22 protein-coding genes are annotated in these 22299 nt (G+C 71.0%); 9 read left to right on the plus strand and 13 right to left on the minus strand.

All coding sequences use genetic code 11. The annotated features are described in order from the left end of the window. The first annotated feature begins 65 nt into the window (after positions 1-65). The gene (locus AB0I53_RS23330) at positions 66-1583 is read left to right on the plus strand and encodes a protein kinase (protein ID WP_358606543.1); all 1518 of its coding nucleotides are present in this window, start codon (positions 66-68) and stop codon (positions 1581-1583) included. A gap of 41 nt (positions 1584-1624) precedes the next feature. Here AB0I53_RS23330 and AB0I53_RS23335 read toward each other — a convergent pair whose 3' ends face one another. Continuing rightward, the gene (locus AB0I53_RS23335; protein WP_358606545.1) at positions 1625-2518 is read right to left on the minus strand and encodes a LysR family transcriptional regulator; all 894 of its coding nucleotides are present in this window, start codon (positions 2516-2518) and stop codon (positions 1625-1627) included. Positions 2519-2691: 173 nt separating this feature from the next. Here AB0I53_RS23335 and AB0I53_RS23340 point away from each other — a divergent pair, with 173 nt between their 5' ends. Further along, entirely contained in the window at positions 2692-3750 is a 1059-nt protein-coding gene (locus tag AB0I53_RS23340; RefSeq protein WP_358606548.1) for a DMT family transporter, read from the plus strand. Positions 3751-3793: 43 nt separating this feature from the next. On the opposite strand, the gene AB0I53_RS23345 is transcribed toward AB0I53_RS23340, so the two are convergent. Continuing rightward, a complete protein-coding gene (locus tag AB0I53_RS23345) occupies positions 3794-5212 on the minus strand; it encodes an MFS transporter (RefSeq protein ID WP_358606551.1) in 1419 nt (472 codons plus the stop codon). Positions 5213-5498: 286 nt separating this feature from the next. Here AB0I53_RS23345 and AB0I53_RS23350 point away from each other — a divergent pair, with 286 nt between their 5' ends. Beyond that, complete coding sequence (locus AB0I53_RS23350) at positions 5499-6521, plus strand: Lrp/AsnC family transcriptional regulator (RefSeq protein ID WP_358606554.1); 1023 nt, start codon at positions 5499-5501, stop codon at positions 6519-6521. Here AB0I53_RS23350 and AB0I53_RS23355 read toward each other — a convergent pair. Further along, the gene (locus AB0I53_RS23355; protein WP_132486424.1) at positions 6501-7196 is read right to left on the minus strand and encodes a response regulator transcription factor; all 696 of its coding nucleotides are present in this window, start codon (positions 7194-7196) and stop codon (positions 6501-6503) included. The two genes, AB0I53_RS23350 and AB0I53_RS23355, sit on opposite strands and share 21 nt — an antisense overlap. A gap of 36 nt (positions 7197-7232) precedes the next feature. Beyond that, positions 7233-8474 carry a PspC domain-containing protein gene (locus AB0I53_RS23360; protein WP_358606595.1) on the minus strand — a complete coding sequence of 414 codons (1242 nt, stop codon included), beginning with the start codon at positions 8472-8474 and terminating at the stop codon, positions 7233-7235. A 188-nt stretch (positions 8475-8662) separates the two neighbouring features. Between AB0I53_RS23360 and AB0I53_RS23365 the strand changes: the two genes are divergently transcribed. Continuing rightward, complete coding sequence (locus AB0I53_RS23365) at positions 8663-9895, plus strand: PspC domain-containing protein (RefSeq protein WP_358606557.1); 1233 nt, start codon at positions 8663-8665, stop codon at positions 9893-9895. After that, complete coding sequence (locus tag AB0I53_RS23370; protein WP_358606560.1) at positions 9888-10091, plus strand: hypothetical protein; 204 nt, start codon at positions 9888-9890, stop codon at positions 10089-10091. Before AB0I53_RS23365 ends, AB0I53_RS23370 begins: the two co-directional genes overlap by 8 nt. A gap of 25 nt (positions 10092-10116) precedes the next feature. Here the strand turns inward: AB0I53_RS23370 and AB0I53_RS23375 are convergent, their stop codons facing one another. Next, positions 10117-10890 carry an E3 ubiquitin ligase family protein gene (locus AB0I53_RS23375; protein WP_358606563.1) on the minus strand — a complete coding sequence of 258 codons (774 nt, stop codon included), beginning with the start codon at positions 10888-10890 and terminating at the stop codon, positions 10117-10119. A 304-nt stretch (positions 10891-11194) separates the two neighbouring features. Here AB0I53_RS23375 and AB0I53_RS23380 point away from each other — a divergent pair, with 304 nt between their 5' ends. Next, positions 11195-12088, plus strand: a complete 894-nt coding sequence (locus tag AB0I53_RS23380) for a glycoside hydrolase family 16 protein (protein WP_358606566.1) — start codon at positions 11195-11197, stop codon at positions 12086-12088. Between the two features lie 78 nt (positions 12089-12166). On the opposite strand, the gene AB0I53_RS23385 is transcribed toward AB0I53_RS23380, so the two are convergent. Together AB0I53_RS23385 and AB0I53_RS23390 are read right to left on the minus strand one after the other, a co-directional pair. Continuing rightward, positions 12167-12688 carry a nitrilase-related carbon-nitrogen hydrolase gene (locus tag AB0I53_RS23385; RefSeq protein ID WP_358606569.1) on the minus strand — a complete coding sequence of 174 codons (522 nt, stop codon included), beginning with the start codon at positions 12686-12688 and terminating at the stop codon, positions 12167-12169. After that, the gene (locus AB0I53_RS23390) at positions 12615-12998 is read right to left on the minus strand and encodes a nitrilase-related carbon-nitrogen hydrolase (RefSeq protein WP_358606598.1); all 384 of its coding nucleotides are present in this window, start codon (positions 12996-12998) and stop codon (positions 12615-12617) included. Before AB0I53_RS23390 ends, AB0I53_RS23385 begins: the two co-directional genes overlap by 74 nt. Here AB0I53_RS23390 and AB0I53_RS23395 point away from each other — a divergent pair. Continuing rightward, complete coding sequence (locus AB0I53_RS23395; RefSeq protein ID WP_358606601.1) at positions 12954-13079, plus strand: hypothetical protein; 126 nt, start codon at positions 12954-12956, stop codon at positions 13077-13079. The genes AB0I53_RS23390 and AB0I53_RS23395 overlap by 45 nt on opposite strands. A gap of 42 nt (positions 13080-13121) precedes the next feature. Here AB0I53_RS23395 and guaA read toward each other — a convergent pair whose 3' ends face one another. From guaA to AB0I53_RS23410, 3 genes are all read right to left on the minus strand, one after another. Continuing rightward, entirely contained in the window at positions 13122-14723 is a 1602-nt protein-coding gene (gene guaA, locus AB0I53_RS23400) for a glutamine-hydrolyzing GMP synthase (RefSeq protein WP_358606572.1), read from the minus strand. A gap of 192 nt (positions 14724-14915) precedes the next feature. Next, positions 14916-15386, minus strand: coding sequence for a carboxymuconolactone decarboxylase family protein (locus AB0I53_RS23405; RefSeq protein ID WP_358606575.1), 471 nt, complete (start codon positions 15384-15386; stop codon positions 14916-14918). A gap of 152 nt (positions 15387-15538) precedes the next feature. Next, entirely contained in the window at positions 15539-16723 is a 1185-nt protein-coding gene (locus AB0I53_RS23410; protein WP_358606578.1) for a DUF418 domain-containing protein, read from the minus strand. Positions 16724-16810: 87 nt separating this feature from the next. Here AB0I53_RS23410 and AB0I53_RS23415 point away from each other — a divergent pair, with 87 nt between their 5' ends. After that, positions 16811-17572 (plus strand): TetR/AcrR family transcriptional regulator C-terminal domain-containing protein, encoded by a 762-nt coding sequence (locus AB0I53_RS23415; protein WP_358606581.1) that lies wholly within the window; start codon positions 16811-16813, stop codon positions 17570-17572. A 55-nt stretch (positions 17573-17627) separates the two neighbouring features. On the opposite strand, the gene AB0I53_RS23420 is transcribed toward AB0I53_RS23415, so the two are convergent. Continuing rightward, the gene (locus AB0I53_RS23420; RefSeq protein WP_358606583.1) at positions 17628-18266 is read right to left on the minus strand and encodes a response regulator transcription factor; all 639 of its coding nucleotides are present in this window, start codon (positions 18264-18266) and stop codon (positions 17628-17630) included. After that, positions 18254-19468: a sensor domain-containing protein gene (locus AB0I53_RS23425; RefSeq protein WP_358606586.1), complete on the minus strand. Its 1215-nt coding sequence runs from the start codon at positions 19466-19468 to the stop codon at positions 18254-18256. Before AB0I53_RS23425 ends, AB0I53_RS23420 begins: the two co-directional genes overlap by 13 nt. 152 nt (positions 19469-19620) lie before the next feature. On the opposite strand from AB0I53_RS23425, the gene AB0I53_RS23430 reads away from it, so the two are divergent. Beyond that, on the plus strand, positions 19621-20577 hold the full coding sequence (locus AB0I53_RS23430) for a CPBP family intramembrane glutamic endopeptidase (RefSeq protein WP_358606589.1): 957 nt from the start codon (positions 19621-19623) through the stop codon (positions 20575-20577). Here the strand turns inward: AB0I53_RS23430 and AB0I53_RS23435 are convergent. Further along, positions 20493-22193 (minus strand): GMC family oxidoreductase, encoded by a 1701-nt coding sequence (locus AB0I53_RS23435; protein WP_358606592.1) that lies wholly within the window; start codon positions 22191-22193, stop codon positions 20493-20495. The genes AB0I53_RS23430 and AB0I53_RS23435 overlap by 85 nt on opposite strands. Between the last annotated feature and the right edge of the window lie 106 nt (positions 22194-22299).

The raw sequence follows: 22299 nt of genomic DNA on the forward strand, positions 1-22299 counted from the left end.
AAAGCTGGCCACGGGGGTCCGGTCAGTACTGTCCAAGCAGGCTCAGCCAGTACCAGGAGACACCGGTGAGCGCCGAAGGTCGTTTGATCGCGGGCCGGTACCGCCTGCAGCAGCAGATCGGTAGCGGCGCCATGGGCGTGGTGTGGCAGGCCGTTGACGAACGCCTGCACCGCACGGTCGCGGTGAAGCAGCTGCTGCTTCAGGCCGGTTACACCCCCGAAGAAACCGAGGAAGCCCGTCAGCGGGCGATGCGCGAAGGCCGCATCGCCGCCCGATTGCAGCACCAGAACGCGATCGTCGTGTTCGACGTCGCCGAGGACGAGGGCCAGCCGGTCCTGGTCATGGAGTACCTCCCGTCGCGCAGCCTCGCGTCGGTCATCGACGAGCAGGGCGTGCTGCCGCCGCTGCAGGTGGCCCGGATCGGCGTGCAGGTGGCCGGGGCGCTGGCCGCCGCGCACATGGCCGGCATCGTGCACCGCGACCTCAAGCCGGGCAACATCCTGCTCGGCGACAACGACATCGCCAAGATCACCGACTTCGGCATCTCGCGCGCCATCGGCGACGTCGCGGTCACCAAGAGCGGCATCCTCGCCGGCACTCCGGCCTACCTGGCGCCGGAGGTGGCGCTGGGCCGCGATCCGGCGCCGGCCTCCGACGTGTTCTCGCTGGGCTCGACGCTGTACGCGGCGATCGAGGGCGGGCCGCCGTTCGGCGTGGACGAGAACGCGATCAGCCTGCTGCACCGGGTGGCACGCGGGCAGATCGAGCCGCCGCAGCAGGCCGGGCCGATGACGCCGGCGCTGATGCAGCTGCTGCGCCCGGACCCGGTCGACCGGCCGACCATGGCGCAGGCCCGCGAGCTCCTGCAGGCCGTGCTCGACGGGCGGCCGATCCCCAACGCTTCGCCGAACGTGGGCTGGCAGCGGCCGACCGCCGCAGCGCCGCGCACGCCTCCGGCGGGCAACCGGATGGGGCCGCCGCCGAGCGCCAACCCGCCCACGCGCGTCGGCGCCGCGGCTCCGGTGGCGGAGCCGTCGCGGCGCAACTACCGCCAGGTGGCGCTGTGGGTGGTGGCGATCATCGTCGCGGTGCTCGTCGGGGTGCTCGCCGCGAACGCCTTCGGCGACGGGGCTCCGCCGGAGCAGCCCGGTCCGGCCACCTCCTCGCAGTCCGCCCCGCAGGCCCAGCCGACCAGCTCCACGCCGACCACGTCGGCCGCGCCGACGACGTCCGCGAAGCCGACCACGAGCAGCCCGACGACGTCGAGCTCCGCGCAGCAGCCGTCCAAGGACGAGGTCGTGGACGTGGTGCGCAACTACTACTCGCTGGTGCCGAAGAAGCTGGACCAGGCGTGGGAGCTGCTGGGGCCGAGCCTGCAGTCGCAGGGCAAGGACGGCTACGAGCGGTTCTGGAAGTCCATCGACGACGTGAAGATCATCGGCGAGCCGGTGCTGTCCGGGTCCAACGTCATCGTCACGCTGCAGTTCACCAGGGGCCACAGCAAGATCACCGAGACGCACGCGCTCGGCATGGTGGCCACGCCGGACGGCGACGTGCTGATCAACACCGACCGCCGCAACTGACCCGGACCGGCGCCGCCCGGGAGTTCCGGGCGGCGCGCCGGTCAGCTGGCGACCTCGTGCAGCGTCGCCAGGAGTGAGCGGGTGGCAGGCAGGTCGGCCACCGTTTCGCGGACCGCCGCGTAGAGGCGGCGCGCCGGTTCCGGATTGCGCACCGCCCGCACCACCACGCCGGGGTGCACGATGTCGAGCCCGAGCCGCGGTACCAGCGCGACGCCCAGCCCGGCGGCCACGAAGCCCTGGGCGGAGTAGCTGCCGTCGGTCTCCAACGCCACCTTCGGCGTGAAACCGGCGCTGTCGTAGGCGTCCCCGAGCAGCCTCGAACAGATGTCGTCGCTGGTCACGGCGCTGTTCACCCAGGATTCGCCGGCCAGCCGGACCAGGTCGATGCAGTCCTCGGCGGCCATCGGGTGCGACTTCGGCAGCACCACCCGGTACGGGTCGTCGGCGAGGTGCACGAACCGCACCCCACGCCGCTCGGGCACCGAGCGGCCCACCACGATGATCGCCAGGTCGGCCTCGCCGCGGGACACGTCGTCGACCAGCTCCACCTCCTGCATCCGCAGGTCCAGCTGAACGTCGGGGTGTTCGGCGCGGAACTTGGCGACCGCCGGCGGGATCAGCCCGACGCTCGCGGTGTGGAAGAACCGCACCCGCAGCAGGCCGGTGCGCCCGGCCCGGATGTCGGCCAGCTCCGCCTCGGTGCTGCTGAGCAGGTCGGCGATCTTCCCGGCGCGCTCCGCCAGCAGGGTGCCCGCCGGGGTCGGTTTCAGCCCGCGCCCGACCTTCTCCAGCAGCGGCGTGCCCGCCTCCTTCTCCAGCGTGGACAGCTGTTGGCTGATCGCGGACGGCGTGTATCCGAGGTTCGCCGCGGCCGCGCTGACCGAGCCGCTCGTGACCACGGCCCGCAGCACCTGCATCCGGCGTACGTCCAGCATGTCCCCACGGTACAGCAAATCTGAAAGATCGATTGATTTTAATTCACTTGTGCTTATGCCTCGGCGGGCGCAACGTAGTAGGCGGAGATCGGTTCGGCGGTCGCCGAAGCTTCGGAGACCTACCGTCTCGGCGGGCCGACGCTTCGACCACGCCCCACGAGACCGGAGAAGACATGAACAACCCGACCAACTACGTCCGGCTGGGCGTGCTGGCGCTGCTGTGGGGCTCCAGCTTCCTGCTGATCAAGCTCGCGCTGGGGGCGCTCTCCCCGACTCAGATCGCGCTGACCCGCATCGTGCTGGGCGCCGCGGTTCTCGCCGCGCTGTGCGCATTGCGCGGCCTGCGGCTGAGCAGCGACCGCAAGCTGTGGCGGCACATCGCCGTCGCCGCGCTGTTCGGCAGCGCGCTGCCGTGGGTGTTGTTCGGCCTCGGCGAGCAGACCGTCGACTCCGGCCTGACCGGCGTGCTGAACGCGACGACACCGCTGTGGACCGTGCTGTTCGGGCTGTTCGCCGGCCGCGAGGCGATGCCGCCGGCCCGGCTCGGCGGGCTGCTGCTGGGATTCCTCGGAGTGCTGCTGATCTTCGCCCCATGGCAGGGCGGCAGCCTGCTCGGCTGGGGCGTGCTCGCCTGCCTGGGCGCGGCCGTCAGCTACGGGATCGGCTACGTCTACATCGGACGGAACCTCACCGGGAACCACGGCCTGCCACCGCTGACGCTGGCGGCCATGCAGATGATCGCCGCCACCGGCTACGCGCTGCTGGCGCTCCCGCTCGACGGCCTGCAGCCGGTGCGCTGGGATCCCCTGGCGCTGCTCGCGGTCGCGGTCCTGGGCATCTTCGGCACCGGACTGGCCTTCGCGATCAACTACCGGATCATCGGCGAGGAGGGCGCGACCACGGCGTCCACAGTGGCCTATCTGATGCCGATCGTGTCGGTGCTGCTCGGCTGGTTGCTGCTCGGCGAAGAACTGGGCCTGCGGGTCCTGCTGGGCATGGCGATCGTGCTGCTGGGCGTGGCGCTGACCCGCCGCTCCGCCACCCCGAAACCCGTTGTCACGCACGCAATCGAGGAGGACGAGATGTCGAACCGGCTCCGCACCGAGCCGACCATCCGGACCGACGAGCTCCCGCCGATCGAGCCGCTGAGCGCCTGGGCCAAGTTCCGCCTCGCCCTGATGCGTGGTTCCCAGCTCTACGCCGAGCTGGCCACCAACCACCCGCTGAAGTGACCGGCTCCGGGGAGTTCCCGATCGACCGGGAACTCCCCGGAGGTCAGGTCAGCTGGTCGTCGCGGGCCCGCGACGCCGGCTCGGCGTGCAGCGATTCCAGGCTCCGCCCGGCGGTGCGCAGACCGGCCGCGGCGAGGACGACGACGCCGACCAGCAGGAGCCCGCACAGCACCGCGAAAACGCCGCCGAATCCGATGTCGGCGTACAGGTATCCGATCGCCACCGGCGCCATGATCGCCCCGACCCGGGCGGTGGCGCTGGCCAGGCCCATCCCGGTCGCGCGGGTCGCGGTCGGGTAGATCTCGGACGTGTAGGCGTACAGCGGCCCGGCGACACCGTTCATGAAGAACGACAGGGCGACGGTGAAGCAGAAGATCGCCACGTCGTCGGTCGCGGTGCCGAGCCCGGCCGCGCAGCCGATGCTGCAGCACAGGAACACCACGATCGTCCACTTGCGGTCGATGCGTTCGCTGATGGCAGCGGCCACGTAGTAGCCAGGAACCTGGGCGACCGCGCTGGCCAAGGCGAAGGCGAAGCTCTTGGAGATCGTGAAGCCCTTGAGCACCAGGAGCGTCGGCAGCCAGGTGCCGTAGCCGTAGTGCGTCGCCTGGATGGCGAACCACAGGACGCACACCACGGCGGTGCGCCCGGCGAGGCCGGGAGCCCACAGGGCGGCGAACTGCCGCATCGCGCTCCGCCGGGAAGGGGCGGGCTTCGTCGCGGTTTCCGCGACCGGCGGGACCGGCGGCAGTTCCTGCCGGGCGGAGATCTCCCGCTCGAAGCGTTCTACGATCTCGGCGGCCTCGGCGATGCGGCCCTGGCTGATCAGGAAGCGCGGCGACTCCACCAGCGTCCGGCGCCACCAGAGCAGCAGGAGCACCGGCGCCACGCAGATCACGCACGCGATGCGCCAACCCGGCTCCGGCGACGGGCTGATCACGGTCACCGCGGTGAGGCCCGCCAGGACGTAGCCGAACCCGAGGAAGACCATCGTGTTGCCGATGTTGCGGCCGCGGTTGCGGGTCGGGAGGAACTCCGAGATGTACGGCACGATCATGGTGGCCTCGGCGCCCACCCCGATCCCGCTGAGGATCCGCCAAAGGATCAGTTCGCCCGGGCTGGACGCGGTCGCGGCGACGAGCGTGAACGCGACGTAGATCAGCAGCGCGTACATCAGCACGCGGCGGCGGCCGATGCGGTCGGCGAGCAGCCCGGCGACCAGCGCGCCGATCAGGTAGCCGATGAACACCGAGGCCAGCAGCCAGCCGGCCAGCCCCGACTCGACCTTCCACAGGGCGACCACGGTCGAGGCGGCGTAGCCGAGCAGCACGGCGTCGTAGGACTCGAAGAGGTAGCCGAGGCCGCCCTGCAGCATCAGCCGGCGGTGCGGCTTGCCGACCGGGAGCCGGTCCAGGCGCGCGAGGAGTTCGGAGCCCGTGGGCAGCGGCGCGGAGGCGGTCACCGGCGCCTCCCGGCGGAGGAGCAGGCGCTCAGCGGGCGCGCGGATCGGTGGGCGCCGTTTTCGCGCGAGAACGGCGTCGCTCCCTTGCCTGGGAGTCCCCTCGGCTTCGACCTGGGCGAGCCGGGTCGCGGTGCGGTGCGGCGGTGCCGCGTCCGCCCGGCATCGGCGCTGGTGGTCATCGCGACTCCTTCCATGCGGTTTGCGGCATGGTCGGTGAACGCGGCGCAGGCATTGTCGAAAGTTGGCGAATCCGTCATGATTCCCGGCTGTGGCGGGGAATTCGGTCATGCTCAGCGAGTCGGACCTGGCGCTCGTGAACGCGCTTCAGGTCTGGCCGCGGGCGCCGTGGTCCGCGGTGGCCGCCTCGCTGGGCGTCCGGTCGGCCGATGCGGTGGCCCGCCGCTGGGACCGGCTGTCCGGCAGCGGCGACGCCTGGACGACCGCGTACTTCGCCGCGCCGACCAACGGCGATTGCGTCGCGTTCGTGACCGTCCGGTGCCGCCCGGGCACCAAGGAGGAGGTCGCGGCGGCGCTGGCCAACGACTCCTGCTGCATCTCGGTGGAGGTCACCGCCGGGGCGCAGGATCTGATGCTCACCGTGGCGGCGCAGAACCTCGAAGCGCTCAACCGCTACCTGCTCCGGCGGGTCGAGCGGATTCCCGGCCTGACCGCGACGACGACGGCGCTGGTCACCCGCTTCTACAGCGAAGGGGCGAACTGGCGTCTGCACGCGCTGGGCGCTTCGGCGCACGCGGCTCTCGACCCCGGGCTCGACCGCCAGCAGCCCGGCACCGCGTTCACGTTCAGCGCACTCGACCGGAGGTTGGCGCGGCTGCTGTCGGAGAACGGCCGCGCCTCCTACGCGGAACTTGCCCGCGATGCAGGCACCAGCCAGGCGACGGCACGCCGCCGCACCACCGCGATGCTGCGGTCCCGCGTGCTCTCCTTGCGCTGCGAGGTGGCCGCGCCGCTGGTCGGCCTGCCCGTCACCGTGACCGTGCGCGGCCGCGTCGCCGCGGAGAACGTGGATCGCGTGGCGGCCGGATTCGCCGGCCTGGCACCGGTCCGGATGTGCGCCACCGTCACCGGCGAGCACAACCTCATCGCCACGGTGTGGCTGCCATCGATCAACGCGATCCAGCAGTTCGAGCAGGTGGTGGCGCGGAACTTCCCGAGCTTCGTCGTGCACGACACGCTGGTGAACCTGCGAACCGTGAAGCGGATGGGCAGGCTCCTGGCGGAATCGGGGCGCGCCACCGGCGTCGTCCCAATGCGCGCCTGGTCCGAGTCACACCAGGCGGCGGTCTGAGGCCCAGCGGGACAGCTCGTAGCGGTTCGACAGCTGGGTCTTGCGCAGCACGCTGGACACGTGCGTCTCCACCGTCTTCACCGAGATGAACAGCTCGGAGGCGATCTCCTTGTACGCGTAGCCGCGCGCCAGCAGCCGCAGCACCTCGCGTTCGCGCGGCGTCAGCAGGTCGAGCTCCGGGTCGCCGACCGGCGCCGAGTTCGGGCCCTCCGAGAAGGCGTCCAGCACGAAACCCGCCAGCCGCGGCGAGAACACCGCGTCGCCCGCCCGCACCCTCTCGATCGCGTCCGCGAGCTCGCGCCCGGAGATGGTCTTGGTGACGTAGCCCCGCGCACCGCCGCGGATCACCGCTATCACGTCCTCCGCCGCGTCCGACACCGACAGCGCCAGGAACACCACGCCGGTGTTCTTGCTGCGCACCTGCCGGAGCACCTCGGCGCCGCCGCCGTCGGGCATGTGCACGTCGAGCAGCACCACCTCGGGCGCGTAGTGGCCGATCCCGGCGACCGCCTCGGCGACCGATCCGGCCTCGCCGACCACCTCGACCTGGTCCGCCGCGGCCGCCAGTTCGGCGCGCACCCCGGCGCGGAACAACGCGTGGTCGTCGACCAGGAACACCCGGACCGGCCGGGATTCGCTGACCTCGGGTGTCGCTTCACCGGTCACGATCAACATCCTCCATCGCTGGGTTCGTCCGCAGCGTACGCGAGCTCACGCCGCTGCCCTGGGCATTTCCATCTGCACCTCGGTGCCCGAGCCGGGCGAGGTCCGCACCTTGACCCGGCCGCCGTGCCGCTGCATGCGGCCGTGGATCGAGTCGGCGAGGCCGTGCCGGTCGTCGGGCACCTGCTCCGGATCGAACCCGGCGCCGCGGTCCCGCACGTACACCGACACCTGCTCGGGCTCCACCTCCGCGTAGACGCTGACGTCCCCGACGCCCGCGTGCTTGGCGGCGTTCACGATCGCCTCGCGGGCCGCGGCGAGCTGAGCGGTCAGCCTCTCGTCGAGATCGCAGTCGCCGACCACGACCTGCTGGACCTTGACCGCGAAGACGTCCTCGACCTCGCCGCAGATCCGGGCCACCTCGGCGGCGAACCGCGCGGCGGGCCCGTCGTCGGTCGGCGCCGTGCCGTCGGAGCCGTAGCCGTCCGGGCCGTAGAGCCAGTTCCGCAGCTCGCGTTCCTGGCCCCGCGCCAGGCGGCGCACCTCGCGCTCGGAATCGGCTTGCTTCTGGATCAGCGCGAGCGTCTGCAGCACGGAATCGTGCAGGTGCGCAGCGATTTCGGCGCGTTCTTGGGAGCGGATCCGGCTGGCCCGCTCGACGTTGAGATCGCGCACCAGGCGCAGCCACCACGGCGCAGCCACCACCGCGACGCCGATCAGCGTGGCGACCACCGCGAGCAGCCCGAAGCGGACGTCGGAGGGCTCGGAAGTACCGGCCAGGAAGACCACGAGGCCCACGACCACCAGCGCCACCCCGGCGAGGATGCGCACCAGCGCCGGCCGCCCGCCGCCGCCGACCATCCCGGAGCGGGCGCCCTGCCGCCACCTGCGGCGCTGCGACTCGTCGGCCTCCCGCCAGACCACGGCGGCGCCGATCAGCACCACCAGCAGCGGGGCGACGATCCACGTCGGCATCGCCATCAGCGAGCCGACCGCCACCATCGCGCCGATGCCGAGCAGGATCATCCCGAGGCCCTGCTGGCGCTCCTTGGTCGAGACCGGCTGCTCCGCGCCGATGCCCTGCGGGACGAACACCCAGAGCAGCGCGTAGGCGAGGATTCCCGCGCCGCCGCACACGGCGAGCGCCGCGAAGGCACCGCGCACCCAAAGCACCGGCAGGTTCAGGTGTTCCGCGACGCCACTGGCCACCCCGGCCACCAGCCGTCCGGTGCGCCGCCGGCGCAGCTGCGCGGACGATGCGGACTGCGGTCGGCGCTCCGCCTGCACCATCGGAATCGTCGGCGATTCATCCGCCGCGTCCGCCGCACGAGTCCGTTTCCGCTTAAACCGGGCCTTCACGACATCGATGGTCACACGCTCGCGCGCACGTGGGCATCGGGGACGGCCCCTGACTTTCCGGGCTGCCTCAGGGGCGACCCTGATGCCACCGACCGCATCGACCTCGGATAGTGGTAGCCATGAGCAGCACGAAGCGATCCGGCATCGCCGGTTTCGAGGACACCTTGCGGGACTTCTGGGCGACCCGCCCGGTGCGGCCGCGCACCGGCGGCAAGCTGGGTGGCGTGTCCGCCGCGATCGGCGTGCGATACGGCATCGATCCGATCCTGGTGCGCGTCGCCTTCGTCCTGGGCGCGCTCTACGGCGGGGCCGGGCTGGTGCTCTACCTGCTGGGATGGCTGCTGTTCCCGAAGGAAGGCGATCCCGTCCCGGGCTCGACCGAACCAACCCGGGAGCCGACGTCCCCGGCGCTGGCCGTGGTGATCGTCTTGCTGCTGATCCCAGGCGTGTTCTGGTTGACGAGTTCGCCGTCGATCATCGGCCTGGCGCTCGGCCTCGGCCTGCTCTACCTGGTGCACCACAACTACGGCGACCGCAGCATCGCGCCGACGGCGACCCGAGCGACGCCCGAGGCCGCCCCGCAGCCGGCGGCTCCGGTGTCCGCGAACACCTGGGTCTACCCCGGCGCCGCATCGACCGCGACGCCATCGGACGACACACCGCGACAGACGCCGCCGGCCTGGGATCCGCTCGGCGCCGCGCCGTTCGCCTGGGACCTGCCGGAACCGAGCGAACCCGACGAGCCCGATCAGCAGCGGCCGACGCGGCGCTGGATCAGCTTCGTGACCCTGGGACTCGCGGCGTTCGCCGCCGCGCTCGCCACCGCGCTGGGCTCACCGCTGAGCACCGCGCTGGCCATCGCGCTCGCCGTGCTGGGCGTGGGCATGGTCCTCGGCGCGTTCCTGCGCGGCGGCCGCGGGCTGATCGGGGCCGCGATCCCGGTCGGCGGGCTGGCCATGCTGCTGACGGCGCTGCCGCTCGGCGACCTCAGCGGCGAACTCGGCGATGACGAGATCCGGCCGACCTCGATCCAGAACGTCCTGCCGCACTACAAGCGATCGGCCGGATCCGTCCAGCTGGACCTGCGGAACCTGGAGATCGCCGACGGCCAGGAACTGCGCACCGGCGCCAACGTCGGGCTCGGCGACATCCTCGTGCACGTGCCGCCGAACGTGGACGTGACCGCGCGATGCGCGGCGGAACTGGGCACCGTGCATTGCCTGGGCGACTCGGCGGACGGCCGGTCGGCGCACCGCTCGGTCGTGGATCAGGGCGATGACGGACCCGGCGGTGGGCACATCGTGCTCGACCTCGTGGTGGGCACTGGAGACGTGGAGGTCATCCGTGACTGACGAAGAGATCACCCGCCGTCCCGGCCGCGACGGCCCGGACATGTTCACGCTGGTCGGCGGTCTGCTCGCCATCGTCATCGCCAGCGGCCTGCTGCTCGGCTTCGGCGGCAACGTGCAGTGGCTGCTCGCGGCGGCCGCCGTCGCGATCGGCGTCGTCATGCTGATCGCCTCGTTCCGCACCCGCCGGGACACCTGACGCACGCGGAGCTGGGAGCAGGCGGTCAGAGGACGATGCCGAGGACGACGAGCACGATTCCGGCCAGCGCCGCCGCCGGAACTCCGAGCGCCAGCCACCGGTGCTGGTTCTGGCGGCTGTCGCGCACCTCCTGCTCGGTGCGGGTGGAGACGATGAAGTGGCCGTCCCGCTCGGATTTGCCGATCACGAGCGGGCCGATCTTGTCGTGCACCTCGCCGAGGACGTACAGCCGCCGGCCGGGCCGGATCACCCACTCCTCGTACTCGTAGCCGATCGTGCCGCTGCTGTCGAAGATGTTCGGCAGCTGGAGGCCGAACACCACCGGGCCCTGCGGGTTGTACGGCTCGAACCTGTTGACGACCTGCTCCGGCCGGTCCGGGTTGGTGCCGTTGGGATCGACGCCGATCAGCACGCCGTGGTCGTCGCGCAGCGCGTAGCCCTCCCAGGACGTGTGCTGGGCGACGGTCTCGGTGCGCCGTTCCTCGTGGCGGCGGCCGTCCCGGTAGCTCACCTGTTCGTAGCGCCGCTTGACGACGTAGCGGAACCAGACGCATTCCGTCTTGCTGAGCTCGGAGACGAGCACGCCTTCCGGTCGCGGATGGGCCGCGCCGACGACCTCGCACTGCTTGCGGAATCCGCCCCGCGCCCCGACTTCGTCGGAGGCCCGGCGCAGCATCTCCAGCTCGTTGATCGGCAGGGTTTCGGCGCCGATCATCGCGTGCAGCTGGTCGCGAGCACGGCGCATGAAGTAGAAGCCGACCCCGGCCGCGACGAACAGCACGATCCCGAAGATGACCATCGATCCCCCTCTGATCAGTCGTGCCCGACCCTAGTTCCGCGCGCCCGGCGGGGCGGCGATTTCCGCAGATCCGCAATGCACGCCACAACTTCCGCTGCTCGGCTCGCGGCGACGTGTACCCCGCGCAAGCCCGTGTGCACTTTGTGCTGCCATAGCGACACGAAGTACGCACGGGTTCTGAACGCGGTTCCAAAACACGCCACGCGCGGGACCCGATGCCGAACCGGCAGGCATACTCGATCGATCCATTTCGATCTCTGGGCGCGCGGGAGTGGGGCGCTCCCACTACTCGGAAGGAGCCGACATGGCCCCGAGACGACTGCTCGCGGCCGGTGCCGCGCTCGCCTTACTGGCCTCCGCGCCACTGTTCGAAGCCAGTGCGGCGCCCCGCGCCGAGATCTTCTTCGACGACTTCTCCGGAGCCGAGCTGGACCGTTCAAAGTGGACGGTCGAGGTCACCGGCGAGAACTTCGGCACGGTCAACCAGGAACAGCAGGCCTACGTCGACTCGCCGGAAACCATCTACCTCGACCAGGACTCGTCGACCGGGGCGAGCAACGGCGCGCTGGCGCTGCACCCGCGGTTCCAGCCCGGCCACCAGGCGCCGGACGGCCAGACCTACGACTTCGTCTCCGGCCGGATCAAGACCCAGGACAAGGTCGAGTTCACCTACGGCACCTACTCGGCGCGGCTCAAGCTCCCCGAGGGCGCCACCGCGTCCGGGCTGTGGCCCGCGTGGTGGTCGCTGGGCGCGAACATCGACGCCGGCAAGCCGTGGCCGGAGTGCGGCGAGATCGACGTGATGGAGCACGTCGGCGAGCCGTGGACGAGCTCGGCGCTGCACGGCCCCGAGTACCACGGCGACACGCCGTTCACGAAGCGCCAGAACTTCGAGGGCAAGGACCCGGCCGACTGGCACGTCTACAAGGTCGACTGGACGCCGGACGGGTTGACCTTCTTCGTGGACGACACCGAGACGTACCGGGTCACCAAGCAGGAGATCCAGTCCAAGGGCTGGACGTGGGCGTACGACGACCCGCAGTTCCTGATCCTGAACTTCGCCCTCGGCGGCGGCTACCCCAACGGCGTCAACGGCGTCACGGAACCGTACTTCGGCCTACCGCAGTCCACAGTGGACAAGGTCGCCGCGGGCAACGTCCGCTACCTGATCGACTGGGTGCGCGTCGAGCAGTCCTGACCGGGCCAGGTCAGGCGCGAAGCGGTGAGCTCTGACGTCCCACCGGGAAATCTCCGGTAGGGCGTCGGAGCGAGCACCTCACGCTTCTCCATGCCTGGCAGGCGGAGCCGGGACGGCGAGGACGCGGTCCCGGAGGACCGGCAGCTCGGTCCGGATCGCCGCAACCGAGCCCACGTCGACGTCGGCGGTCAGGACGTCCTCCTCCGCACCCGCCTCGGCGAGCACGGCGCCCCACGGGTCAACGACCAGGCTGCCGCCGGCCTGATCCACGCCGCTGTGCGAGCCCGCGGCGCAGCAGGCCAGGACGACGGACTGCTCCTCGATCGCGCGGGCGCGCACCAGGATCCGCCACTGCTCGCGGCGCCGGGCCGGCCAGGCGGCGGGCACGACCAGGATCTCCGTCCCGGCATCGACCAACGCGCGGAACAACTCAGGAAAGCGCAGGTCGTAGCAGGTGGCGAGGCCGAGGCCGCCGAACTCGGTGGGGATCGTCACGACATCCCACCCAGCGGCCATCCGCACGGCCTCACCGGTGTCGAAGCCGTAGCGGTGGATCTTGCGGTAGGTAGCGCGCAGCGCACCCGTCCGGTCGAAGACCAACGCGGTGTTGTAGAGCGCACCGTTGCCGTCGCGCTCCCACCACGGTCCCCGCGTGCAACCACACGGCAGCGGATCTGGCCGCCGCCGACATGGCTTGCACCGTTGGACCGTCCACCGGTTCGGCGCCCGCCTGCCAGTCGTCGTAGGCCCAGGCGCCGGTCGTCCAGAGTTCCGGCAGCACGACGACGCACTCCGCAGACCGGTGCCCCATCGGATGTGCAGCAGCTCGGGTGGCGAAACATACCGGCGGCGAGAAGGGGACGGCATGGGAGAACACATCGTCTTCATCCCGGGCGCGGGCGGCCGTCATGCGGTTGTGGTTGACGAGGCGATGCGAGAGGTAGCCACCAGCCAACGCTTCGGCCCGTTCAAGAGCGAAGGGCACCTCTGACCGACCGGTCGGAGGTGCCCTTCACGCTTCAGGCCGCTGGGATCACTCCCACTCGATGGTGCCCGGCGGCTTGGAGGTGACGTCGAGGGTCACCCGGTTGACGTCGGAGACCTCGTTGGTGATGCGGGTGGAGATCCGCTCCAGCACGTCGTAGGGCAGCCGGGTCCAGTCCGCGGTCATCGCGTCCTCGCTGGACACCGGGCGCAGCACCACCGGGTGGCCGTAGGTGCGGCCGTCGCCCTGGACGCCGACCGACCGGACGTCGGCCAGCAGGACCACCGGGCACTGCCAGATGTCGCGGTCCAGGCCCGCCGCGGTCAGCTCCTCGCGGGCGATCGAGTCCGCCGCGCGCAGCGTCGCGAGCCGATCCGCGGTCACCTCGCCGATGATCCGGATGCCCAGCCCCGGCCCCGGGAACGGCTGCCGGTGCACGATCGTCTCCGGCAGGCCCAGCTCCAGCCCGACCCGGCGCACCTCGTCCTTGAACAGCGCGCGCAGCGGCTCGACCAGCTCGAACTGCAGGTCGTCGGGCAGCCCGCCGACGTTGTGGTGGCTCTTGATGTTCGCCGCGCCCGTGCCGCCGCCGGACTCCACCACGTCCGGGTACAGCGTGCCCTGCACCAGGAAGTCGATCTGCTCGCCGGCCGCGCCCGCCTCGGCCTGCAGGTCGCGGGCGGCCTGCTCGAAGACGCGGATGAACTCGCGGCCGATGATCTTGCGCTTCTCCTCGGGGTCGGTGACGCCAGCCAGCGCGCCGAGGAACCGGTCCACCGCATCGATGGTGACCAGCCGGACGCCGGTCGCCGCGACGAAGTCGCGCTCCACCTGGGCGCGCTCGCCGGAGCGCAGCAGGCCGTGGTCGACGAAGACGCAGGTCAGCTGGTCGCCGATGGCGCGGTGCACCAGCGCGCCGGCCACGGCGGAGTCGACCCCGCCGGACAGCGCGCAGATCGCCCGCCGGTCGCCGATCTGCTCGCGGATCGCGGCCACCGTCTCGTCCACGATGGACGCGGTGGTCCACTGCGGGCGGACCCCGGCGATCTCGTGCAGGAACCGGCGCAGCACCTCCTGGCCGTGCGGCGAGTGCACCACCTCGGGGTGGTACTGCACGCCGGCCAGCCGGCGCTCGACGCTCTCGAAGGCGGCCACCGGGGTGTCCTTGGTGGCGGCGGTGACGGCGAAGCCCTCGGGAGCCTTGCTCACCGAGTCGCCGTGGCTCATCCACACCGGGTGGTGGCCGGGCAGCTCCGCGTGCAGCGTGCCGCCGTCGCCGCTGATGTCCAGATCGGTGCGGCCGTACTCGCGGGTGCCGGTGTGCTCCACCGTGCCGCCGAGCGCGGAGGTCATCGCCTGGAAGCCGTAGCAGATGCCGAACACCGGGATGCCCGCGTTGAACAGCTCCGGGTCGACCTGCGGCGCGCCGTCGGCGTAGACGCTGGAAGGGCCGCCGGAGAGCACGATGGCCGCCGGGTCGCGGCGCGCGATGTCTTCCACCGAGGTGTCGTGCGGGACGACCTCCGAGTAGACCTGCGCCTCCCGCACCCGTCGCGCGATCAGCTGCGCGTACTGAGCGCCGTAATCGACAACGAGGACAGGCCCCTGCCCCTGGCGATCGGCGCCCTTGCTGCTTGCGGTACCGGACACGTCGTCGAAACCTCCTGGCGAGAGCGGTGGCGCCCATTGTCCCAGGTAATCAAGGCCACAGCGGCACCGACCCCGCCCTTGCCCGCATTCCGGACCAGCCTCCCGCCGCCGGACTCCGGGATGCGCGACCCGAGCCGGGGCCGGTGCGCGACGGCGCCAGCCCCGGCCCTCAGATCCAGGCGCTCCCGGCGATCAGAACTGGCCGGGCTGGTAGTCGCCGGCGGGCTGCCGGACGATGACGTTCACCCGGTTGAAGGCGTTGATGAGCGCGATCAGGGACACCAGGGCGGCGAGCTGCTCCTCGTCGTAGTGCTTGGCGGCGCTCTCCCAGGCCTCGTCCGTGACTCCGCCGGCCGCATCCGCGATGCGGGTGCCCTGCTCCGTCAGCTCCAGCGCCGCGCGCTCGGCCTCGGTGAAGACCGTGGCCTCGCGCCACGCCGCGACCAGGTTGAGGCGCACCGACGACTCGCCGGCGGCGGTGGCCTCCTTGGTGTGCATGTCGGTGCAGAAGCCGCACCCGTTGATCTGGCTCGCGCGGATCTTCACCAGCTCCTCGGTCGCGGCGGGCAGCGCCGAGCCCGAGACCACCTGATTCGCCGAGATGATGTGCTTCAGGAACTTGCCCGCGACCGGGTTGCCGAAGAGGTTCAAACGCGCATCCATGGTGGACTCCTCTGCCGTTGTCGATGGCTGCACACCTATGACGATTCGGCTCGGCACGATGTGACCGGACCCGATGTGACGCCTGTCTCGTCAGCCGCCGAGGTGGGCGAACACCGCGCGGTGGCCGCGAAATCGCGGCGATGTGCGTCGGGTCAACGGAGTTCGCGCTTTCGCCAGGCGGGGCGCCGGGCGTTGGTGATCCAGCGGAGGAGCCATTCGGCCGGGCCGTACTGGTGCCGGCGCAGCCACCAGGCGCTTGCCGCCAGCTGGAGGGCGAAGATGAGCAGTGCCAGGCCTATCAACGCCGCCGGGGAAAAGGTGCCGGCGGTGCCGAGGCCGATGCCGGTGAAGATCAGCAGGCCGAGCGCCGACTGGCCGAGGTAGTTGGTCAGCGCGATCCGCCCGGCGGGTGCGAGTGCGGCGCGGACGAAGGCGGTGCGCGGGCCGTGCATCACGCGGAGCAGGGTCGCGACGTACGCCGCCGCCAGCAACGGCGCGGTGGCGACGCTGGCCGTGACGGTCAGGGTGTTGCCGTTGCCTCCGCCGATGGCGTAGAGCAGGCCACCCGCGAGCCCGACCGGAAAGCCGATCAACTGGATCCGACGCAGGATCGTCTCGTCGCCACGCACCTGGGAAAGCAGTCGGCGGCGGCCGGCGACCATGCCGAGCAGGAACATCGCGAGCGCGGTCGGCCCCTGCATAGAGACGGCCTGGACCACCAGGAGCGTGAGCCCGGCGACGTGTTCGCCGATTACGTCGCCCCAACCGCCGAGGAGCGCCTGGGTCGCCCGCTCGGCATTGGCCAGCGCCTCGGTTTCGGGAGGCAGGAACGCCGCCGTGTCCAGGAAGAGACCGCTGGCCAGCATGCTGAGCACCACGACGCCGTACACCACGGCGGCGACGCGCAGCGCCGTTCGATCACGGACCCCGCGCATCCAGAAGAGGACCAGGCAGACAAGCGCGTAGGTGGTGAGGACGTCGCCGCCGTATAGAAACAGGATGTGCAGCACGCCCAACACGAATAGGCCGGCGATCCGGCGCAGCATGCGTGGCGCGAAGGCCGCTCCCGCGCGGGCCGCCGCCTGCATCTGCAGGGTGAAGCTGTAGCCGAACAGGAAGGAGAACAGGAGGTAGAACTTCATGTCGACCAGCACCGACGACAGCCCGCGGACGATGTCGTCGAAAGTCGAGGAGAACGCCGGGTCCGCCACGAGGTTTCCGGGGTAGCCGGACGCCATGAAGGTGATGTTGACGATGAAGATCCCGAGCAGGGCGAAACCTCGCAGGGCGTCGACGTCGTGGACGCGTTCCCTGGCCGCGATGAGCTGTCCGGTCATGAGCTCCTTCTCCCGTTCCGAACTCGATCGAATCAATAATATCCCTGGGATACTATCCAAGGGACACTATTTGGAGGAATTCCCGTCATGACTGACCAGGAGGTGCCCTCCGACCTGGGGAGGCTCTGGCGGCTCTCGACGTCGTCGCGGCTCGGCCGACCGGCCGAGCTCGACGTCGACCGGGTCGTGCGCGCCGCCGTGGACCTGGCCGACCGGGACGGGCTGGACGGCGTGACGCTGCAGAAGGTCGCGCAGCCGCTGGGCGTCACCAAGATGTCGCTGTACCGCCACGTGGGCTCGAAGGACGAACTGTTCGAGCTGATGGCCGACCACGCCGCCGGCCCCGCCCCCGACCTCGACGCGAACCTCGGGTGGCGCGACGGAGTGCGGCAGTGGGCATCCGCCATCCGGGCGAGGTACGCCGAACACCCATGGATGACCGACGTTCCGACGTCAGGTCCGCCCCGTGGCCCGAACGCCATCAGCTGGATGGATGCGTTGCTGCGGGTTCTCCGTGACACCGGGCTGGACCTGGGAACGCAGGTGGGAGTGCTGAACGTCGTCAGCGGGCAGGTGCGGCACGCGATCGTGCTGGCCCGGCAACTCGAGGAGGGCCGCCGCGGCACCGGCCTCAGCCAGGCGGAAGTCGAGCAGAACTACGGCAGGACGCTGGCGGCGCTGGTCGCCCCGAACCGCTTCCCGGACGCGGCGAGGCTCTTCGCGGCCGACGTCTTCGAGCCACACTCCGAACAACTCGCCGAAGCCCCGGCGGACCAGGACTTCACCTTCGGCCTGGAACTGATCCTCGACGGCATCGCCGCCGCCATCGACCGGACAGGCGCGGACTGATGCCGGGATCGCCCGGCGACCTCCGCCCACCGATGCATCAGCGCCAGTGCCGCCCTCAGCCGCCGAGGTAGGCCAGCACCGCGAGCACCCGGCGGTGGCCCGAATCCCCGACCGGCAGGTCGAGCTTGGCGAAGATGTTCCCGACGTGCTTGAGCACGGCCCGTTCCGTGACGAACAGCCGCTCGGCGATCTCGGTGTTCGCGTAGCCCGCCGCCATCAGCGCCAGCACCTCCCGCTCGCGCGGAGTAAGCGCGGCGAGCGGATCGTGCCGCCGGGTCAGCAGCTGCGCGACGACCTCCTGGTCCATCACGGTGCCGCCGCCGGCGATCCGGCGCAGCGCGTCGACGAACTCGTCCACCCGCGAAACCCGGTCCTTGAGCAGGTAACCCACCGCGCCCCGGCCGTCGGCGAGCAGCTCGCGCGCGTAGGTCTCCTCGACGTACTGGGAGAACACCAGCACCGGCAGGCCCGGCCGGATCCGGCGCGCCCGCAGGGCCGCCCGCACGCCTTCGTCGCGGAACGACGGCGGCAGCCGGACGTCCACCACGGCGGCGTCCGGAGCTTCCTGCTCGATCAGTTCGAGGAACGGCTCCGCCTCGGAAACCACGGCGGTCACCTCGATGCCGACGCTGCTCAGCAGCAGCTTGAGCCCCTCCGCCAGGATCACGTTGTCCTCGACGATCACGACCCGCACGGCAGCACCACCTGAATCCCGGTCGGCCCGCCGACCGGGCTGACCACCGAGACCCAGCCGTCCAGGGCCGCGACGCGATGCCGGATCCCGGCCACGCCGGTGCCCTTCGACTCGTCGATCCCGCCGACTCCGTCGTCGCCCACCTCGATCCGGAGCTCGTCGCCGACCCGGTCGAGCACCGCGAAGGCGTGCGTCGCGGCGGCATGCTTGGTCACGTTGTTCAGCGCCTCGGCGACGACGAAGTACGCGGCGGCTTCGACGGCGGCCGGAACCTCGCCGAGCTCCTCGACGGTGACCGAGGTCGGCACGGCGCATCGGGCGCCGAGCGCGGAGGCGGCACCGGCGAGCCCGCGGTCGGCGAGGATCGGCGGGTAGAGCGTGCGGACGACGTTGCGCAGCCCGGTCATCGCCTCCTCTGCCCCGTCGCGGGCCTCCTGCAGCATGCGGATCACCATCTCCGGGTCGTGGTGCGCGGCTTTCTCGGCGATCCCGAGCCGGATGGCGAGCGCGACGAGCTGAGCCTGCGTACCGTCGTGCAGGTCGCGCTCGATCCGCCGCAGTTCGGCGCCGTGCGCCTCAAGCGCGCCCGCCCTGGTTTCGGCCAGTTCGTCGACCCGCTCGGCCAGTTCGGCGGCCTTCAGCTGCGCGGCCGACGGCGACAGCAGCGACAACGCCAGCTTCGCCTGCCACCGCGCCAACGCCGGAACACCCCACCACAGCAGCGAAAACACGAGCGCGAGCTGCACGGCACCGGTGCTCACCGCGAGCGGCCAGCTCGTCGCGCGGATGCCCAGCAGGCTCGCGTTCGGCAGCACGGGCCAGATCAGCATCGTCACCACAGTGGCCGGCGGCCCGACGACCGCGACCAGGCCGATGAGCGCGCCGATCACACCTGTCAGCACGTGCACCGGCAGCCAGCGCAGATCCCGCCAGGTGGCGGAAGCCCGCAGCACGGCAACGAATCCGGTCGCCGACGGAATGCGCGGAGTCGGCACGCCGAGCTGCCGTCCGGCGCGGCGGCGTTGCCACTCCGCAAAGCGGTGCAGCACGGTCAGCGCACCGGGCAACAAGATCACGCCGACACCGATAACGACCAGGAGCCCGCTGGCGAGGATCAGCGGAATCGCGACCAGCGCGGCGAGTCCGGTCGCCAAGCCGGGCAGCAGGAACCCGGCGTCTCGGACCACCTTGCGCAGCGTCATCGCTTTCCCTCCTCGTCGGCCCTCCCCGATAGGAGGCCTGCGCCGGAAAGTCTGCCGGAGCGGGACCGGCGAAACAGTGGAGTTCACAACACCATTGGTCCGGGTGCCCACGACCTGTCGGGATCCGCTGCCACCGCCATAGCTTCGCCGCCATGAAACAGAACACCCGCTCGCTCCTGGCGTTCGCCGGACTCGCCTACGCGGGCATGTGGCTCGCGATGGCCCCGCTGTGGCTGACCGGATTTCGCCGCACCGACAACGACATCGGGATGGGCTTGCTCGAACAGCTCTGCATCGCCGCCGCGATGCTCACGCCGGCGCTCGCCGCGTTCTTCGTCCTGCGCCGGCTGGAACGCCGCCGGAACATCCGCGCCACGCTGGCCCTGACCTGGCCCAAGGGCACGCTGAAGGAATGCGCGCTCGCCTTCGCCGTGCCGCTGCTGCTCACCGCGCTGTCGCTGGCGATAGCCGCCGCGGCCGGGATCTACCAGCCGGATCTCGCGAACTTCTCCGGGTTCCGCAGCCAGTTCGCCCCGGAAACCCTGGGACAGCCCGGCATTCCGTGGCCCGAGCTGGCGCCCTGGGCGGCCGGGCTGCTGCTCCAGATGCTGATATTCCTACCGATGTTCTTCGGTGAGGAGCTGGGCTGGCAGGGATTCCTGCTGCCCCGGCTGCCGCGCGGGCCGGTGTTCGCGCTGGTGGTCACCGGCGTGGTGTTCGCGCTCTGGCACCTGCCGACGCTGCTGCTGGGCGGGCAGTACCCCGGCGCGTCGTGGCCGGTTTCGATCGGTTCCTTCCTGGTCACCTGCGTGCTGATCGTGCCGGTCTTCACCTGGCTGCGGATGCGGTCCGCCTCGGTGGTGCCCGCGGTCGTCGCGCACACCTGCGTCAGCTCCGCCGCGGTTCAGCTGCCGTGGGTCTTCGGCTCCGCCGACCAGCCGCCGAGCCCGCTGACCGCGGGCCTGACGGCGTGGCCGGGCTGGCTGGCGATCGCCGCTCTCCTCTGCGTACTGGCGCTGCGGCGTCACACCAAGGGCAGGCGCAGCGCCGCGGGCGCGGTCGCCGGGACCGCCGGGGACTTCGGGGCGACCGCCGCCACCCGGCGGTAGCCGGCTTCCTGGCCCGGCCGGGCGTCCTGCTCGCCCTTGTTCGGCCACATCGAGAACGCCCGCTCCGCCTGGGCGGTGATCGTCAGCGACGGGTTCACGCCCAGGTTCGCCGACACCGCCGAACCGTCCACGATGGACATCGTCGGGTATCCGTGCGCCCGGTGGTACGGGTCGATCACGCCGTGCTCGGCGTTCTCACCGATCGCGCAGCCGCCGAGGAAGTGCGCGGTCAGCGGGACGTCGAACAGCTCGCCCCAGGTGCCGCCGGCGACGCCGCCGATGCGCTCGGCGACCAGCTCGTTGGCCTGCTCGCCGGCCGGGATGTAGGTCGGGTTGGGCGCGCCGTGGCCCTGCTCCGAGGTCAGCAGCTCCTTGCCGAAGACCCGCTTGAGCCGGGTGGTCAGCGAGTTGTCGAGGCTCTGCATGACCAGCAGGATCACCGTGCGCTCGCTCCAGTTCTTGACCGACAGCATGCGCAGCGCGAGGTTCGGGTGTTTCAACACGTACCGGGCCCACTGCTTCCACCGCGATCCCTCGGCGCCCTTGGTCGCCAGGGTTTGCAGCAGCCCCATCGCGTTGGCGCCCTTGGTGTAGCGCACCGGCTCGATGTGCGTGTCGGTGTCCGGGTGGAACGACGAGGTGATGGCCACGCCGGTGGAGAAGTCGCGGTCCGGGTCGCGTTTCTTCATCTGCGCGCCGATGATCGCCTCGGAGTTGGTCCGGGTCAGCCGCCCGAGCCGCTCGGAAAGTCGTGGCAGGTCGCCGTTCTCGCGGCAGCGGTGCAGCAGGTTCTGGGTGCCCCAGGTGCCTGCCGCGACCACGACCTGGTCGGCGCGGAAGATCCGGGGCCGCCGGGCGACTTTCGCCCCGGTGCGCGCGGTTGCGATGCGCCACCGGCCGTCGGCGCCCTGCGCGAACCGGGTCACCGTGGTCATCGGGAAGACCTTGGCGCCGCCCGCTTCCGCCAGGTACAGGTAGTTCTTGACCAGCGTGTTCTTCGCGCCGACGCGGCAGCCGGTCATGCAGGCGCCGCATTCGGTGCAGCCGGTGCGCGCGGGCCCGGCGCCGCCGAAGAACGGGTCGGAATCAGTCTGCCCGGGCTTGCGGAAGTACACGCCGACCGGCGTGTGGTGGTAGGTGTCGCCGACGCCCATCTCCGCGGCGACCTGCTTGATCACCACGTCGGACGGGGTTTCGGTCGGGTTCTGGACGACGCCGAGCATCCGGGTGGCCTGGTCGTAGTGCGGGGCGAGTTCGGCTTCCCAGTCGGTGATGTGCGCCCACTGCGGGTCGTTGTAGAACGGCTTGAGCGGCCGGTAGAGCGTGTTCGCGTAGTTCAGCGATCCGCCGCCGACGCCGGCGCCGGCGAGGATCAGCACGTTGCGCAGCAGGTGGATGCGCTGGATGCCGTAGCACCCGAGCTGCGGTGCCCACAGGAACTTCCGCAGGTCCCAGGACGTCTTGGGCAGTTCGTCGTCGGTGAAGCGCCGACCGGCTTCGAGCACCGCGACGCGGTAGCCCTTCTCGGTCAGGCGCAGCGCGGCCACGCTGCCGCCGAACCCGGAACCGATGACGACCACGTCGAAATCGGTTTCGCTCTCGTCACGTCCAGCCATGCGCGACAGACTAGACGTAATTACTCGCCAGTAGCTAGAGGCGAAACCGGTTCTGAGCTCATCGTGCGGGGTCGTGAGTGGTTTGGGCTGCTATAGCAGCCCAAAC

It is taken from the genome of Saccharopolyspora sp. NPDC050389, from assembly GCF_040655595.1.
In the GTDB taxonomy this organism is placed as follows: Bacteria; Actinomycetota; Actinomycetes; order Mycobacteriales; family Pseudonocardiaceae; genus Saccharopolyspora.

Coding starts and splice junctions, on each gene's coding strand:
- AB0I53_RS23335 (WP_358606545.1), bottom strand. CDS start 2,518: ATGCTGGACGTACGCCGGATGCAGGTGCTGCGGGCCGTGGTCACGAGC.
- AB0I53_RS23340 (WP_358606548.1), top strand. CDS start 2,692: ATGAACAACCCGACCAACTACGTCCGGCTGGGCGTGCTGGCGCTGCTG.
- AB0I53_RS23350 (WP_358606554.1), top strand. CDS start 5,499: ATGCTCAGCGAGTCGGACCTGGCGCTCGTGAACGCGCTTCAGGTCTGG.
- AB0I53_RS23355 (WP_132486424.1), bottom strand. CDS start 7,196: ATGTTGATCGTGACCGGTGAAGCGACACCCGAGGTCAGCGAATCCCGG.
- AB0I53_RS23360 (WP_358606595.1), bottom strand. CDS start 8,474: ATGGTGCAGGCGGAGCGCCGACCGCAGTCCGCATCGTCCGCGCAGCTG.
- AB0I53_RS23365 (WP_358606557.1), top strand. CDS start 8,663: ATGAGCAGCACGAAGCGATCCGGCATCGCCGGTTTCGAGGACACCTTG.
- AB0I53_RS23375 (WP_358606563.1), bottom strand. CDS start 10,890: ATGGTCATCTTCGGGATCGTGCTGTTCGTCGCGGCCGGGGTCGGCTTC.
- AB0I53_RS23380 (WP_358606566.1), top strand. CDS start 11,195: ATGGCCCCGAGACGACTGCTCGCGGCCGGTGCCGCGCTCGCCTTACTG.
- AB0I53_RS23395 (WP_358606601.1), top strand. CDS start 12,954: ATGGGAGAACACATCGTCTTCATCCCGGGCGCGGGCGGCCGTCATGCG.
- AB0I53_RS23390 (WP_358606598.1), bottom strand. CDS start 12,998: ATGACGGCCGCCCGCGCCCGGGATGAAGACGATGTGTTCTCCCATGCC.
- AB0I53_RS23405 (WP_358606575.1), bottom strand. CDS start 15,386: ATGGATGCGCGTTTGAACCTCTTCGGCAACCCGGTCGCGGGCAAGTTC.
- AB0I53_RS23410 (WP_358606578.1), bottom strand. CDS start 16,723: ATGACCGGACAGCTCATCGCGGCCAGGGAACGCGTCCACGACGTCGAC.
- AB0I53_RS23415 (WP_358606581.1), top strand. CDS start 16,811: ATGACTGACCAGGAGGTGCCCTCCGACCTGGGGAGGCTCTGGCGGCTC.
- AB0I53_RS23425 (WP_358606586.1), bottom strand. CDS start 19,468: ATGACGCTGCGCAAGGTGGTCCGAGACGCCGGGTTCCTGCTGCCCGGC.
- AB0I53_RS23430 (WP_358606589.1), top strand. CDS start 19,621: ATGAAACAGAACACCCGCTCGCTCCTGGCGTTCGCCGGACTCGCCTAC.
- AB0I53_RS23435 (WP_358606592.1), bottom strand. CDS start 22,193: ATGGCTGGACGTGACGAGAGCGAAACCGATTTCGACGTGGTCGTCATC.